The sequence below is a fragment of the Hahella sp. HNIBRBA332 genome (assembly GCF_030719035.1).
GTDB lineage: Bacteria > Pseudomonadota > Gammaproteobacteria > Pseudomonadales > Oleiphilaceae > Hahella.
In genome coordinates this window covers 1031225-1047755 of sequence record NZ_CP132203.1, presented here as the reverse complement: position 1 = coordinate 1047755, position 16531 = coordinate 1031225, and the positions used below count along the sequence as shown (strand labels likewise).

At 51.5% G+C, this 16531-nt stretch carries 11 protein-coding genes and 2 tRNA genes; 5 read left to right on the top strand and 8 right to left on the bottom strand.

The window, feature by feature from the left end; genetic code table 11:
• Nucleotides 1–32 precede the first annotated feature (32 nt).
• Entirely contained in the window at nt 33–2966 is a 2934-nt protein-coding gene (locus O5O45_RS04895) for an insulinase family protein (RefSeq protein WP_305904141.1), read from the bottom strand.
• Nucleotides 2967–3167: 201 nt separating this feature from the next.
• Nucleotides 3168–3629: a methylglyoxal synthase gene (locus tag O5O45_RS04890; RefSeq protein WP_305904140.1), complete on the bottom strand. Its 462-nt coding sequence runs from the start codon at nt 3627–3629 to the stop codon at nt 3168–3170.
• A gap of 117 nt (nt 3630–3746) precedes the next feature.
• Between O5O45_RS04890 and O5O45_RS04885 the strand changes: the two genes are divergently transcribed.
• The 4 genes from O5O45_RS04885 to O5O45_RS04870 all read left to right on the top strand — a co-directional run bounded on the left by O5O45_RS04885 (nt 3747) and on the right by O5O45_RS04870 (nt 8033).
• Nucleotides 3747–4313, top strand: coding sequence for a hypothetical protein (locus O5O45_RS04885; RefSeq protein ID WP_305904139.1), 567 nt, complete (start codon nt 3747–3749; stop codon nt 4311–4313).
• A 152-nt stretch (nt 4314–4465) separates the two neighbouring features.
• Entirely contained in the window at nt 4466–5827 is a 1362-nt protein-coding gene (locus O5O45_RS04880; protein ID WP_305904138.1) for a PEGA domain-containing protein, read from the top strand.
• A gap of 63 nt (nt 5828–5890) precedes the next feature.
• On the top strand, nt 5891–7030 hold the full coding sequence (locus tag O5O45_RS04875) for a response regulator (RefSeq protein ID WP_305904137.1): 1140 nt from the start codon (nt 5891–5893) through the stop codon (nt 7028–7030).
• A 238-nt stretch (nt 7031–7268) separates the two neighbouring features.
• Nucleotides 7269–8033 carry a 6-carboxytetrahydropterin synthase gene (locus O5O45_RS04870; protein ID WP_371747962.1) on the top strand — a complete coding sequence of 255 codons (765 nt, stop codon included), beginning with the start codon at nt 7269–7271 and terminating at the stop codon, nt 8031–8033.
• A gap of 27 nt (nt 8034–8060) precedes the next feature.
• On the opposite strand, the gene O5O45_RS04865 is transcribed toward O5O45_RS04870, so the two are convergent.
• Nucleotides 8061–9935 (bottom strand): MFS transporter, encoded by a 1875-nt coding sequence (locus O5O45_RS04865; RefSeq protein WP_305904135.1) that lies wholly within the window; start codon nt 9933–9935, stop codon nt 8061–8063.
• A gap of 387 nt (nt 9936–10322) precedes the next feature.
• Between O5O45_RS04865 and O5O45_RS04860 the strand changes: the two genes are divergently transcribed.
• Entirely contained in the window at nt 10323–10763 is a 441-nt protein-coding gene (locus O5O45_RS04860) for a fibronectin type III domain-containing protein (protein WP_305904134.1), read from the top strand.
• A 21-nt stretch (nt 10764–10784) separates the two neighbouring features.
• Here the strand turns inward: O5O45_RS04860 and O5O45_RS04855 are convergent, their stop codons facing one another.
• The 5 genes from O5O45_RS04855 to O5O45_RS04835 all read right to left on the bottom strand — a co-directional run bounded on the left by O5O45_RS04855 (nt 10785) and on the right by O5O45_RS04835 (nt 16525).
• Nucleotides 10785–12074: a hypothetical protein gene (locus tag O5O45_RS04855; protein WP_305904133.1), complete on the bottom strand. Its 1290-nt coding sequence runs from the start codon at nt 12072–12074 to the stop codon at nt 10785–10787.
• Between the two features lie 115 nt (nt 12075–12189).
• Nucleotides 12190–12265, bottom strand: a tRNA-Glu gene (locus O5O45_RS04850).
• 8 nt (nt 12266–12273) lie between these two features.
• Nucleotides 12274–12349 (bottom strand) — tRNA-Ala (locus tag O5O45_RS04845).
• 67 nt (nt 12350–12416) lie between these two features.
• Nucleotides 12417–13922, bottom strand: a complete 1506-nt coding sequence (gene gltX, locus O5O45_RS04840) for a glutamate--tRNA ligase (RefSeq protein ID WP_305904132.1) — start codon at nt 13920–13922, stop codon at nt 12417–12419.
• Nucleotides 13923–14050: 128 nt separating this feature from the next.
• Nucleotides 14051–16525 carry a bifunctional diguanylate cyclase/phosphodiesterase gene (locus O5O45_RS04835; protein WP_305904131.1) on the bottom strand — a complete coding sequence of 825 codons (2475 nt, stop codon included), beginning with the start codon at nt 16523–16525 and terminating at the stop codon, nt 14051–14053.
• Between the last annotated feature and the right edge of the window lie 6 nt (nt 16526–16531).

Below are 16531 nucleotides of genomic sequence, written 5' to 3'. Positions count from 1 at the left end.
TTATTGACGCATTAGACACGCCGCAAGGCGGCTTATATCTTGTGGATGGCCAAGTTCAGTTTATTGAACGTGTCTTTGGCGTTCTCTCCACTCACCACCGCCACACTGGCGTCTTTGTTAAGCAGATAGGTTTTGGCAACCCTCTCCAGGTCTTCCATCGTCACGCCAAGCACTCGACGACGGAATTGCTTCCGCTGCTCGGCCGTGCGACCAAACAACTCGCTGTGGAAAGCGGACTTCGCCTCACCCGCAGGAGAACGCGGCTTATCAATATTGCTCACTACGCCCAACACCGCCTGCTCCAGCTCCGCTGGATCATGTTCACGATTCAGCAGCCAAGTGATGGACTCATCAAAGTCGCCCAACGTTCCTTCTATCCGCGGATCGCGGTATGAATAGAAGCGGAATACGGAGTTGGCGTTATCCTGCCCCGCTCCCGCGCCATAGGCGCCGCCCTGCTCGCGAATCGCCCGATGCAGGAAGCCGTTGCGCAGATAGTGCCCCAACACGGTCAATGCAGCAGCATCAGCATGATCGCTGGGAACCGTCGCATAGACTTTGGCGCAGAAGCTTACTTGGCTGTTGGTGATCCAACCCACCTGACAATGCTCTCGCGTGGTGGGCAGGTTAAGCAGACTGGCCTCGGAATCGGACGAGGCGCTCCCCCATCCCTCAGCCGCCGCCTGATTAAACGCATCCAGGTTAGCCGGCTCAGCGACGCTCAGGAACTGCGCCGGATTGGCGATCAGCTTCTGGTGCAATTGCTTGAGACTGTCTGCGAACGCTTGCAATTTCGCTTTATCCGTGAAGGACTTATCCAGCGCCTTGATCCACTGAATGCCCGCCAGACCGCCAGTGCGGTGACCAATCGCCCCTGCAGGACTCAGGCGACTCGCCGCCGCCATCATCGCCATACCATGACCATTGCTGGTAACGCCCTGCTCTCGTCTGGAAGCCAGCAGAGCCACCAACTCTTTGATGCGATCGAGCTCATCAAAGCGCGGCTGATACAAAAACTCTTTCATCAAACCAATCAACTCAGCCTGATTGCGCTGCAACGCCTTGCCGGAAACTACCAAGAAGCCCTTGCACTTTTGCTCATCCGCCACCTCGCCGCGAATTTCCCAGTAACAGGATACGCCGCCAGTGTAGGCGGATTGACGTTCTTGCATTTCCAGATAGGAGCGTTCTCCAGCGCCGACTTCCGCCAGGCAGAACGTCAGCAGGGGCAACAGCGACAATTCCTCATCGCTCAGCTCCGGCAACGGCAAAATCGCCTGATGGTAGATTAAGCCGTTCGTTCCCTGGGCATAAGCCGTCAACGGCAAAGCGCCTTGAACCTTCACCGGCTCCGGAATAGTAATATCCAGAGGAACATCATCCAGACCCACTTTAGGAAGAATATCTTCCGGGTCTTTTTGGTTCTGGCGTTCGATCAGCGCTTGCGCCTGAGCGACGATCTTCTGCTTCTCTTCATCCGACAAACGGCTCTTTACCGCCTGTAATTTAGCCTGAATATACTTTTCCCGCTGAGCTTCCAGCTGCGCATCTGGAGCCAATGTCAGGGTAATGCGATGAGGATTGTCCAGCAGCAGCTCTTTCACCAGGGTTTTAATATATTCCGGGTCCTTGATGCGCTCCCGCAATTTCACCAGCACCGGATCGATATCCAATAATTCCGCAGGATCTACGCCTTGCAGCGCAGGCGACATGGCCGCCAGAATCAATTGCAGGCCATAAGGGTAAGAGTCTCCGGAAATCTCACGCTGACTCAGCTCCAACTGGTGCAGCACAGCTTCCAGCTTCTCCAGAGGCACGCCTTCCGCCGCCACTTTTTCCAGCACGCCCACGACCAAAGACTCAAACGCCGCAGCGCGCTCAGGCTCAGAACCTTCTATTCCGCACACAAACGCCATTTCTTTATACGAGTCTTCCAAGCCGCAAAGGCCAGACGGCGAATGGCCCAAATCCGTAGTCTCCAACGCATGCATCAGCGGCGAAGCGCTGTTTTCCAACAGAACATTGGACAACAGGTGAGCTTCCAGGTTGCGTTCGAGGTCGCCGCTCGGCGTCAGCAGCCAACCCATAACAACATGTGATTTGGAGGCGGACTCTTCTTCCGCCGCCAGCGGATAGGCTTCTTGCACGCGAATCGGCGAGAAGTAGCGTTTTTCATCACTAATAACAGGAATATCATCAGAGCGCTCGAACTGCTTCAGCGCCTTATCTTCAAACACTTTCTGCAGCTCATTCGCCGGCAGGTCGCCAAAGGTCATGAACACGGCATTACTGGGATGATAATGCTTACGGTAAAACTGCAGCAGTTGCTCGTGGGTCAGATCGGGTATGTGGTCAGGCTCGCCCCCGCTGTTGTAATGATAAGTGGATGTCGGGTACAGATATTTGGTGACCGCCCCCCACAATTGCGACATCGGCGAACTCATTGCGCCTTTCATCTCATTGTAGACAACGCCCTTGTAGACCAAGTCAGAATCGGGGTTTGCCGCTTCTTCGAACTCAAAACGGTGCCCTTCTTGCGCAAAATCCAGCTCATTCAGATTCGCGAAAAACACGGAATCCAAATAAACATCCAGCAGATTAAAATAGTCCTTGCGGTTCTGGCTGGCGAACGGGTAAGCCGTCCAGTCGCTGCTGGTGAAAGCGTTCATAAAGGTATTCAATGACCGCCGGGTCATCATAAAAAACGGGTCACGCACCGGGAAATTTTTGCTGCCGCATAGCGTTGTATGCTCAAGAATATGCGCGACGCCTGTGGAGTCCGTCGGCACGGTACGCAATGCAACCAGAAATACGTTTTCCTTTTGCTCGGAACTCAAGTGAAAGTGCCTGGCTCCGGTTTTCAGGTGCCGGAATTCTTGAAGCTCAATTTTCAACGCATCTACTTTGCGTCGGCTAATGCATTCAAATGTGGGATGGGCGATATCCAAAGACAACGAGTCAGACATTTATTTCCAGCCAATCTTTACGAGTGTCGAGTTAGTTTTAGTTCCTTGCGCCGCTCTACTGAAGACCGCCAGATAAGCTCAGAGCCGCGCCTTCAGAGAATGACAATTGAAACAAGTGTAACAGAGAGAACAGATATTTACCGAATGCCGCGCCAGACATATCTTCCTATCTCCTCGATTGCGCATTCCTATGGCCAACAATCATTTACCAGGAACATCCCGGTTGAGATAGGAGTCGAAATCCGGGCGCTGCGGGAGAAAATCTTCAAACAAGTTTGAGTTAACCAAAAAGTCAGCGGTCGCCGAATTGCAGGCGCTGGGCACATTCCATAATGTCGCCAGGCGCAACAGCGCCTTGATATCCGGATCATGCGGCATCGGCTCCAACGGGTCCCAGAAGAATATCAGCAAATCAACTTTTCCCTCTGAGATCAAAGCGCCTATCTGCTGGTCTCCGCCAAGTGGACCGCTATGGCAGCGCTTAACCTCCACTCCTGTTTTTTCAGCAATTAATTTTCCCGTCGTACCCGTCGCGTAGACTGTACATTTGTTCAGTTTAACGCTATTTTTTTCCACCCAGGCGATCAGGTCGGCCTTTTTGTTATCGTGAGCGATAAGAGCGACACTGGTGACGCCCTTGGGGCGATTTACTTGATCTGTCATGTAGTTACATCCACTATTTCAGACTTTATTCTATACATGCTAAAACGCTGACATCGGTAGATCGGATGTAGCTTTTTATACGAATATGTCAGAACCCAAAGGCAAAGACCAGACTCTATGACAAGCGAAAACAACAACGAAACGCCGTCCGGCGAGTCTCCAGCTCCAGCTCCAGCTCCAGCTCCAGCTCCAGCTCCAGCTCCAGCTCCAGCTCCAGCTCCAGCTCCAGCTCCAGCTCCAGCTCCAGCTCCAGCTCCAGCTCCAGCTCCAGTAGAGATTGAAGCCTATTGGGTGGAACGCAAGCGCTATTTGAATGAAATCAAGAAAATTCCGGAGCTGCGCACCCGCTATATGAAATCAGCGCTCATCTACTTACTGCGGCGCTTTCTGTGGTCATTTACATTCTTTCCTGTGTTCATCGCATTCTGGGTGCCCTTGGTGCTGTCCCGGTTCAATCCCGTGGCGATGGTTCAGGATATTCTTCCCAGTTTGCAATCATTCGTGGAGGCCAATCCGCAAAGTCAGGCGGCGACTATAGAAACTTTATTTATCGCCTGGTTTTCAATCGGCTTCACCTTCGCAGTTTTTGACTTCATACTTACGCCCTTCAAAAGCCCCTATGAATATGAGGCGGATGTCCATATGCGCGCTTGGGAGGAGTTGCAAACTCGCAACAAAACTTAACAAGGACAGACATTTAGCGTGAGCCAATACCAACAGCAATGTGACACTATATGCATTTAATAGAAGCCGTGGCCTATTTGGTTACAATCATCCGGATTAAGGGCTAAGATGAATTACAATTTATACATGGGTTGGTAGGCAAGGTAGTAATAATGGTCGATCTGAGACCACTTTTATTTATCAATGCGCTTGTCCTGATGCTGCTGGTGACCGCCGGCTTCGCCCATAGGCAAGATATCAACATACCGGCGCTGGCGGATAGCTTATCCCCCGCGACCGAGCGCAGGGCAGGCGATATTAAAACTACCGATTACGGCACGCCCATCGGCAGTGCGGATCTCAGCGCCCAGCTGGAAAGTTTCCGCTCTACTGAAAACGCGCCGGGGGAATCGCTGGAAGAGGCCATTCTGTTCGTCGATCAGTTGACGGCCGAACAACAGCAGGCGCTTGAAGAGTCGAACGCCTTGCAAGATGCGGAGAACGGCGCGCTACTGGCTTCAGCGGATGCGGACCAGACGCTCTCTTTACCACAGCAGGTTGTTGCGAAAGAAACCCAACAGTCGCCCTCCTCCACTATGCCGGAAACCGGCAAGTTGTTTATCCGATCGAATATCGCCAATGACAATGTCCTCATCAACGGAAAGTCCTATGGCGCCAGCGCCGTCGAAGTAGAGTTGGCCGCTGGCGAATACGACATAGAAGTCAGTAAAGAAGGCTACAAAACCTTTCGCAATAAGATCGATCTCGCCCGGGGCGACTCCCGCACAATCAGCGTAACGCTGGAACGCATCACGGTTGTGGAATACAAAGATGGCGTCTGGAAACACGGCGTGGTAACCGGCGAAGGAACCTATGTCGGCAAAGACGGCTCCCGCTACCAGGGAGAGTTCGTCAACAAGTTGTTCCATGGCAAAGGCTTGCTGAAAATGGCCAACGGTGCGGAATACAACGGCGAATGGCATGAAGGCCGCAAGCATGGACACGGTTCTTTCAAACAGCCTAACGGCGATCTGTATGTCGGCGATTTCAGAGACGACCAGTTTAATGGCGAAGGCACGCTGACGCTGAAAAGTGGTGACATCTACACAGGATACTGGGTTGATGGAAAACTAAACGGCGAAGGTACGCTGACCGGCAAAAACGGTATGCTCTACGTTGGCGGTTTTTCTGAAAGCAAATATCACGGCTCCGGTTCGTTGACATATCCGGACGGGACTCATTATGAGGGAGGCTTCGCCAACGGACAGTTCCAGGGCAAAGGAGAGCTCATTTACGCGGACGGCAAGAAGTACACCGGACAGTTCTTTGAAGGGAAGTTTCATGGACAGGGGGAATTACTGAACCCTAATGGCAGTAAGATCAGCGGTACGTTTAAATTCGGCAAACCATATGGACTGGCGACGCTGACGACGCCGGAGGGCGAGATATTTACCGCCCGTAGCAGTAACCCCGGCGTTTGCTATCGCCTGAAAAGTTATAGAGCAACTCAATGCCCGCCTTTAGAAGGCTGGTAACAAACACCCAAAGTCAGCTATGTTAGCCCGCTGTGACGGTGACATTGGTATTTGAGGTACACCATGACAATTAAAACTGCGTTACTCGTTGACGACTCCAAAGTAGCGAGGTTTGCGCTCAGCAAGCTACTTGAGAACGTCAGCATGAACGTAAATCTGGCCGGCTCCGCGGAAGAGGCGCTCGATTATCTGAGCAAGAACTCGCCGCCCGACGTGATATTTATGGATCACTTGATGCCGGGTATGAACGGAGTGGAAGCCTCCAAGGCGATCAAGTCCAATCCGGACACCGCCGCCATTCCGATCATTATGTGCACGTCGAAAAAGTCCAAGGAGTTTGAGGACGCAGCCAAACGCTTCGGTATCTACAACATTCTCACCAAGCCACCGCAAACTGACGGCCTGCATAGCATTCTGGAACAGCTCAACCGGGACATTGAAGCCGGCAATCTGGCTTCGGCGCCCATCGATCTGACCGCTATGGATTTCGCTTTCAGCGACCATGACGTGGATGATGCGGAAGATACTACCGCCAAAAACGTCAAAGCTAAGGAAGAGCAGCCGCCTTCGCCTCATGACGCCCTGCCTGTCAACGGCAAAGCCTTCAGCCTGCCCATAGAAATGATCGAGCAGGTTGCGCGCTCTACGGTGAAAACCAGTTTGAACACACGCGTTCACGAATTATTGAGTGATCTGTTCGATGAGCAGTACGCCCATCTCAAACGCTTGTCGGAAGAATTACAAAACAGACATGATGAGCGTATAGAAACTTTTTATAGCCGCATTGAAAACCAAATTACAACCAGCTTCGCCGCACTCAAAGAAGAGGTATCCGCTGAGCTGGCCAGAGAAATCAGCCAAGAGCTGAATGAAATCAAGGAAGAGCTTAAAAACGCCGCGCCGGCGGCGTCCGCCACAGGCGCTTCTCCCGCCATCACCCAGAAGCAATTGGACGAGCTGAAAGATCACATGACGACAGTGCAGTCTATTGACACTGAGTTCTGGCAAACCTTGCAGGCAGAGGCCATCCAGCAAGCGCATGACATCTCCCGGGAAACGGCGGAAGACATCGCTCAGCGCACCATTGAGCTGTACGCGGAATCACAGCGTAGCGCCAGCAATAAAGCTTATATGATCGCTTTATCGATCAGCATCGGCGTATTCGCCGCAGGCGTCGCCTTTATCTCCGGCATATTCGGCTGATTGTTATCCTGTCGCCTCCCGCCCCCATTCGCTGAATGGCGGGGCGGGAGAAGTCCCAGGAAAATACTCAACATTACTGGACTTACACGCTTTTAAGCGATATAACGCAGCATTAATTTCGCACACATAGCTTATTTTATAGCCACCCCTTATGAATCGTCTGTTTGTTGATCACCTTACCGTCCTTGATTTTTCTTACCTTCACCCTCTCCGCGGCATCGTCGGAGAAAGCTGGATTATGGATATAGAGCTTTCCGGCGACCTGGACGAACAAGGCATGGTGTTCGATTTCGGCGACGTAAAAAAAATCCTTCGTCAGGCTGCGGAGGATATGATTGATCACAAGCTGGCGGTTCCCCAAGACCTGCTGGACATAAATGTTGAGCAAAAGGGAGAGCGTGTTGAAGTCAGCTGCGGCTTTCCCGGCGACGCCCAGTTTTATATCTCCTGCCCCGCAGACGCCATCGCCGCTCTCCCCCTGACGGAAATCGATATCGAGTCAGTGGAGCCACTATTGACCAAACACCTGCAAAGCGTGGTGCCGGACAATGTGAAGAAGGTAAAAATCCGCTTGCGTGAGGAAAACATCCAAGGCGCTTACTACCACTACACTCACGGATTGAAAAAGCATGCCGGCAACTGCCAGCGCATTGCTCACGGCCACCGCTCCAAACTGGAAATATTCGCAGACGGACAACGCAGCCAGCTCACCGAGTACCAATGGGCCAAAAAATGGAAAGATATCTATATCGGCAGCTGGGAAGATGTCGCTCAGGAAGAGACCATCAACGGCGTTGAGCACATACGCTTTAAATATACCGCCTCCCAAGGTGATTTTGAGCTATTGATGCCCAAGAAGCGGATATACATGATTGACACTGACTCCACCGTCGAGTGGATCGCCGAACATATTGCACAGACTCTGAAAAAGCAACGCCCGCAAAACTGGTTTACCGTGCGCGCGTACGAAGGCGTTAAAAAAGGAGCTATCGCCGAACGTTAGCGCCCTATATCGAAAAGCGGAGCGGGCTTAGGCCCACTCCCCTCTTAAAGCTTTCACTTTCACTTCCAATGCATCGGAGCTGACTTTTTCGGGCTCCCAGCTTGCGTCCGCGACCAACTCGACTTTGGACCAGAAGCGCCGAGGCAGTTTAGCCAGCGCCACACCGTCTTTATGACTAAAGAATGACCCCCATAATCCTCGTAGCGCCATTGGCGTTACAGGCACAGGGTTGCGCTGGACAATCAGCTCAATCCCCTTCCTGAAAGCATCAATATCTCCCGTCTTTGTCAGTCGCCCCTCCGGGAAGATACAAATCACCTCGCCATTCTCCAGCGCCTCGCTAATCGCTTCGAAAGCACGATAATAGGTATTCGGGTCTCTCTTTTCGGAGGTGATGGGAATGGTGCGCGCAAGTTTGAAGAACCAGTGCAGCCCAGCCATTTCATATATCCCTTTATCCATAACAAAGCGTACAGGTCTGCGCACGGCGCCACCGATCAGCATCGCGTCGACATAACTGACATGATTACACACCAGAACGACTGGTCCTTCTTCAGGTATATTATCTAATCCTCGATGCGTTACCCGATACATAGTATGGCCCAACAGCCATATGCAGAAGCGCAATGCAAATTCCGGCACTTGCTTGAATATATACACGGCGACAACGGCGTTCATGATCGCCAAAACAAGGAAGTATTCGGGAATGCTAAGCCCTACTAGCGTTAAGATAATAATGGCGAAAGCCGCGCTAAACACCATGAAAATAGCGTTCATGACATTATTTAACGCAATGACCTGCGCCCGTTTCTTTTCTTCCGAGCGCTCCTGGATCAATGCATACAAAGGCACAATATAAAAACCGCCAAACAAGCCTATAAACAATAGATCCAGCAACACGCCATAACCGGAGGGATCAGCCAGAAATTCTCCAAACGTTCGTAACTCTATGGCATTAACGGCAGGGGTCGAAAAGTAGAGATGGGCGCCAAACAGGGTCAGACCCAGCGAGCCAATAGGCACCAGTCCAAGCTCCACTTTGCCATCCGACAATTTACTGCACAGCAGCGATCCCGCCGCAACGCCGATAGAAAACAATGTCAACAATCCCGTGGCGACGGCTGGATTCCCCAATAAATACTCTTTGGTAAAAAGGTTGAATTGAGTCAGATAGCTCGCCCCCAGAAACCAGAACCAACTAATGGCCATCACCGAGAGAAACACCGCGCGATTGTCTTTTACATCACGCACTGTTCCCATGGTCTCGGTAATCGGGTTCCAATTAATACTTAGCTGCGGGTTGACCGAGTCCGCCTGCGGTATCGAACGACTGGCGACATAGCCAGCAATAGCGCAAACAATAATGCCGCCGGCGATAAGGTTTACGCCCCCTTGATGGCTAAACAAAACACCAGCGAGGATAGTGCCGAATAAAATCGCCAGGAAAGTCCCCATCTCCACCAGCGCATTTCCAGCCAACAGCTCTTCACGCCTCAAATGCTGTGGGAGAATGGAGTATTTCACAGGACCAAACGCTGCAGACTGCACTCCCATCATAAACAACAAAAACAACAGCAGAACTTTGGACTCAGTGATAAAAGCAAAGGCGGCCAGCGACATGAGCGCAATTTCCACCAACTTGATGATTCGAATTAACTTTCCCTTCTCAAACTTATCTGCGAGCTGGCCCGCCAAAGGAGAAAAGAGGAAAAAGGGAAGGATAAACAAACCCGCCGCCACATTTACCAGCGTTGCGCTTTCTTCTTCGCTCAGCTTGTATGCGAACAACAGCAAGATACCCTGCTTGAAAAGGTTGTCGTTAAAAGCTCCAAACGCCTGCGTCAAAAAATACGGCAGGAAGCGAATGGAACCGAGCAAATTAAACACGCCTTTATTAGCCATGAAGGAACTCCGCAAGGGCGAAACGCGACCGGATAACGGGCCGCTATCCAGCTATTTTTTATAACATTTTGTTTTAGCGAAGATTAGCAGTAGCGCTACCAGTACGCCATGCCACATTCGGCAGGTTGCGAATAACAGCCTATCGAGTATTGCTATCCGCATCATTCCATTAATACGCAGACTTGTTACAACATTTCAAAACCAAACCCACTCCAATATCTCCCGTCTCCACACGAGCAACAGGGGCTTTGGCAGTGCTCCCCAAGCCCTTACATATTGTAATTTTTTGTTGCGAAACAATTCGTTACCGAAATAAACAGAATCCCGTCACAGGCTTGGTTTAAACTCCATCGCAAAATCAGGAGCTGGTATAAGGCGGTACCTACAGTGAAGTCCATGTCATTTGCAGGATTTGCATCAATTTTATCTGCTTGCTTACGTAATAAATCCTTACCCATATTCACAGGCATTATCTTTCTGACAACCCTGGTTACTGGTTGTGGCGGAGGTGAAGGCTCATCCCACTCAACAGATAACGGCGTATATGTATTCTGGGACGCCCCGGCTACCCGCGAAGACGGCTCACCATTGGCGCTGTCAGAAATTGCCAGTTATCGTGTGTACCACAGCTTCACGCCAGCTGAACCCACAAGCTCAGACAAAAGCATAAAGGACGATAAGTGGAGCTCCATTCAGATGTCAGCCACTGCCGACTCCTACTATTTTGACAACCTCAAACCAGGCGAACACTACTTTGCGGTAACAGTAGTCGACACTGACGGTATTGAAAGCGAACCCTCAGAGATTCTCCCCAAAACTGTTCGCTAACCAGTTTTACACACCTTCCCCTTAGTCCTTGTGTAAGCGCCGCTGCAGTTTTCGGCGCTCTTCTTCCATTCGCGTCAATAGTTGTTCAAGCGGCGATTTGAACTTCACTGAAGCAGGAGCCATTGCTTCCAAATATTGCTTCTGCTGCTCTCTAAGCTCGTTTAGCTTGGCGAGCACATCCTGCATGCCAAGCACAAACCTTGAACCTTGTACGTCATCTGAGGAGGCCTGAGCGTCACCTAGATTAAGTTCAGCCCTGGCTTCTTCGATTACCTCAGAAGAGGAGGGCCTAATACTGGTTGGAGCGGAATGCGCAAGGTCAATTTCTTGCAAAGTGCGCACGTCGCCATTATCCATCAACATTATTCCCGTGGACTTAGTGCGCCCGAGCACCCGACCATAATCACCCACCAACTCAAACGAATCCGGCGTCGAGCCCAGATATATCGCTCCAACGCCCACTTCCTTCAGGGACAATAGCTGCTTATCGCCATTTTCCGAAGCCGCCCAAACACGCAATTGGGAAAAGACAGGATCGGATTCGTCAATCCAGCGATTGCCGTCCGCATCATAACGAGAAAGGTCGCCAAGACCATCGCCGCTATACGCCCCAAACATTTCACCGCCATCATTAATTTTCCCGTCGCCATTTACGTCCAGCACCAAATAGCCGCTACCAACGCCCAGCTCCGCAATATCTTCCTGCCGCCCATCTCCATTCAGATCAAAGCTGAAGGAAGTATTACGCAGCGTCGCGGCCTCCGTTCCGAAATTCAGCACCAGCGGATCGGTCATCACTCTTGCGCTGACCAGAAGATTAGACTGGCTTTCAACTATGCTCGCACGCTCACGATTGAGATATAAGGTGAACGCGACCTCTCTCCCATCTTCCAGATTGATAACACCAGAAGAAACGGTCGTGGAGCTTTGAGATTCAGAGACAAAAGAATAGCGACTGAATGCAACAACGGCCTCGCCCGCAACGGATACGCCCCCCGTCGCCCCGCTGGCGATCACCTGTACCGCCTCCTCCCCCTGTAAACCAACCTGGACGATCTGCGATAAGGCCGAGCCTCTGCCCATCACTTCTGTCTGACCATCGCCAGAGAGCACCCTGGTGTATACCTGAGCGCTTTCAGATTGATTAGCGTCATAATTAAAATAAGACTGTCGCTGACTAAGCAAATAAGAACCGGAAGGATCTACCGGCGAAGATTGCGAGGAGACAAACAAAAGACGTTCGCGCTCCAGCGTTTTTTCCTGCGAAACACTCTGATTGGACAACTGAATGGAAGAGGATTGGATCTGCATGAAGCCTCCGCCCAACAAACTGCAGTCACTAGTTGGTTATCGGCGAAGAAAAGGGAAACTTCAGTTTAAAAGCATAAAAAAACCCTCATATCTTTCGATATGAGGGTTTTCAATTTGGCGTCCCCTAGGGGATTCGAACCCCTGTTACCGCCGTGAAAGGGCGGTGTCCTAGGCCTCTAGACGAAGGGGACTAGAAACTTGGTGGAGCCAGACGGGATCGAACCGTCGACCTCAACGCTGCCAGCGTTGCGCTCTCCCAGCTGAGCTATGGCCCCGTGTCACAACGGAGGCGTATGTTAGAGAGATCCCCCCATTGAGTCAAGCGTTACCTTTGAAAAAATTCTAATTTTTTTCAGCAGCATCGATAGCGGCTGAAATTTGAGCAAACTCTTTCTCCGCCGCCTTCAGATCTTTCTTGGATAGTCCGCCCAATACTTCCAGCGCAAAACGCAGCCTGGCGCGAGTCATATCGGGCCCCAGGGCTTCCATGGAATCCACGACTGACCAAGAGTTTGGCGTACCCGCGATAGACACGAAAATAGGCATCATGAAGTCGCCCATCTTCACACTCATCGCCTTGCTGAGCGCTTTCAGGTCAGCGAAGATATTCTCTTTGGTCCAATGGCGTTGCGCTTCCAGTCGCCATAACGAATATTGCAGCACCTTCTTGAGCTGTTCCGCCTCTAGTTTAGAGGCAGCGAAATCTTCCTCTTTAATCGGTAAATAGCCGCTGAACATGAAGGACGCCAACGGAGCTACATCAGAAAATGTCTCCGCCCTGCTTTGGACATGGGGAATCATCTTGGCGGCGTAGTCATTATTGTAAGACCAGCGCACCAGTCGCTCCAGGAACTGGGTTTCGCTCAGATTCTCTCTCATCCAGAGCCCATTCAACCAACGCAGCTTCACTATGTCAAAAACCGGTCCGCCAAGCGAAACACGTTTAATGTCGAAATTCTCGATCATTTGGGTCAGCGTGAACTTTTCGCTCTCATCAGGCATAGACCAGCCCATCCGGCCCAGATAATTCAGCAGCGCTTCCGGCATCACCCCCAAACGCTCATAGAAATTAATACTGGTTGGGTTCTTGCGCTTGCTCAGCTTGGTTTTGTCAGGATTGCGCAGCAACGGCATGTGGCACAGCGTTGGCATTTCCCAACCAAAATACTTGTACAACAGCATGTGCTTAGGCGCCGAGTTAATCCACTCTTCGCCACGAATGACGTGGGTGATTTCCATCAGATGATCATCCACCACGTTGGCCAGGTGATAAGTGGGCATGCCATCGGATTTCAACAGAATCTGGCAGTCGACCTGCCCCCAGTCGATCTCAATATCGCCACGCAACATGTCTTTCACCACGCACACGCCTTCGTCCGGCACTTTCATCCGGATAACGTGAGGTTCGCCGGCGGCCAGACGACGCTTTACTTCATCTTCAGGCAACTCAAGATCGCCTTTTACCCCAGGCGGCAAACCTTTCGCTTTACGCTCTTCGCGAATGACATCCAATTCTTCCGGCGTGCGGAAGCAGTAGTATGCATGCCCTTTAGCGACTAACTCCTCAGCATAAGCCCGATAACTGTCTTTTCTTTCGCTTTGACGATAAGGCGCATGAGGACCGCCAACATCAGGCCCCTCATCCCATTCCAGCCCCAACCATTTCAAAGCGCTCAGAATATCTTGTTCTGATTCCGTCGTGCTGCGAGTCTGATCAGTATCTTCAATACGCAGAATGAATTTACCGCCGTGCTGACGAGCGAAGCACAGATTGAAAAGCGCAATATAAGCGGTTCCTACGTGAGGATCGCCGGTGGGAGATGGTGCAATACGGGTTCTTACCGTCATGGTAGCAGTTACCTGTTTTATATCTCAGTGAATCGGGCCCGATTTCAGGCCACAGCAAAGTGAACAGGCATTATAAACATGGCGACGGCGACTGCACACACCCCGAGGAAGGTTAGTCAGGAATGAAGCTAAACTCTTACACCGCCGCGCTCGCCAGTAGGCAGGTCAAAGATTTTAATGCGGAAATCCACTCTCACATCATCAACAGGAACCGCTTCTGAAAGGTAGTGCCCTTGCGCCTGATCAGCGCCGACGGTAAGCGCCTGCTCCACCTGCGCCCGACTCTCCACGCCCTGCACCACTACCTTCAGCTCAAGACTACGCGCCAGATCGCAGATCGCCCTCAGAACAACCGGGCTTTCTTTATCCACATACAATTCCTGCATGAAGTTTGGCGAGACTTTCAGCGTATCAATAGGCGCACGACGCAACGCCGACAGTGAGGAATCTCCAGAGCCGAAATCATCCAGCGCCACGGACACCCCACGCTCACGCAATCGATTCAAGAGAATCAAGGCGTCCTTGTTTTCCGCTTTTAGCAAGTCCTCCGTAATCTCCAGCTCAAGCGTTTCCCCTGGCAGACCATAACGTTCCAGGCAATTACTGATCTCGCTAAGCACTTCGTTCATCCTTAAATGATGCGGAGAGAGGTTAAATGACACGGTCACGTCATTACCAACGCTTTGTTGCAGGCTCTTAATCGCGTTGCAAACAGCCTCCAGTAACTGTTTGCCTAACTCAATCAAATGACCGGACTCTTCCGCCACAGAGATAAATTGCTCAGGCAGCAAAACACCCAGGCGCGGATGATTCCATCGGGCCATCGCCTCAAACTCAGTAGCGACACCGGTCCTCAAATTAACACGAGGTTGTAAGTACACCGTAAATTCTTTTACGACCAAGCCATCCTGAATATCCCGCTCCAACTGCAATCGCTTCTCTGCGGAAGTGTTAAGGGCATGCGTAAAGAAGCGGAAGCAGGCCCCACCCGCTTGTTTGGCTTCGTACATAGCCAAGTCCGCACTTTTCAACAGCAGCTCCGGCGACTGCCCGTCTACGGGATACAAGGCAATACCAATACTGACGGACATGGAAACGCTATGTTCATCCAAGGTAAACGGATGTTCAAAAGCAGCAAGAATACGGGAAGCCACCAATGAGACCTGATGCGCTTTACGGATATCCCTCAAGAGGACCGTGAACTCATCTCCTCCAGTGCGCACCAACACTCTGTCCATATCGCCAAATTCCGTCATCACCTGTCGCGCCACCTCATCGGAAAGCCGCAGACTGGCGCCGATCCGGTCGGCCACCTGCCGAAACAGCTCATCCCCGACCTTAGAACCGTAGGTCTCATTGATGCGCTTGAAGTGATCGATATCAATAAACAGCACCGCCAAAGCCTGGTCCTGCCTGCGGGTATAACTGACCGCCTTTTCCAAGATGCCGGCAAAGGCGGTGCGATTAGGTAAGCCCGTCAGCGGATCCAAATTCGACAGTCCTTTCACACGCTCTATTTGCCCGCGTTGGGTAGAAGCCATTTCCTCAAACTCCGCGCTGAGCCGACTGAGCTCATCGTTACCGTCAAACACCCAGGCGATCTCCGCTCCACTGCGAAATGCGGCGATTTGGCGCTGGAGACGGTTAATTGGTTCCAGCAACAGCTTGTTTAGCTTCGAATAAACCAACAAAAACGCCACAATAATCACAATCACCACAAACCAGCCCAAAGCTATCAGGATAGGCGTCACCATCCGGTCCACCACCTCTTCTGTGACGATACCGGTAATAAAAAGCTGCTCATTAACGCGATAGAAGCCTCCCAGATAATCCTGCTCCCCCAAAGTAAAACCTCTCAGTCGCCCGATTCCCGAGGTAATAATCTGCTTTACCTGAGGCCCCCAGAGCTTCAGTTCCTTATCATTGAGAAAGTATGATTCTCCCTGGGGATCACTGACCACAACGTACCCTTCTGGATTATTCAGCTTTTTGCGCAGCATCTGCATCACATCCTCGATCCGCATCACCACCAACAGATAACCTTTGGTCAGATCCGTCGTGCCAAGATACTCCACCGCCTCGTTGCGATGATCAATTCGCTGCGCCTGCACATATTCGATGTATCCGCCCTCTTCCACGAAAAACAATTGCTCCGCATAGCTCGGGCGCTGGGCCGCCACACGCTCAATAAAATCCTGGTACTTAGGCGGAGCTTTAGGATCCTCCGCATCCCTTGAATCAATACTGCCGTCCGGCAACAGCAAGGCAATGTCGACGTATGAGGGAAAGGCTTTACGGTAGTCGGCGAACAATCCCAGCAATGCGGGCTGCATGACTTTGTAGCGAACCGTATCAGGGAGATTCAGATAGCGGCGAATAATGTCATTGGAGACGAACAACTCCAGATTGGCGCGGGCGGAGCTAAAATCCTTATTGAGTTCATCACGCCCGCTACGCAAAGAAAGATCAAGCTGATGTTCCAGTATCCGCATGGTGTTCTCGCGAATATAAAGATACGAGAGACTGCCGAACATGAGCAGCGGCAATACAATGAAAGGCAGGACGAATAGAAAGATGCGCGCTCTTAACTGCAGTTTTAGCATGGCGGC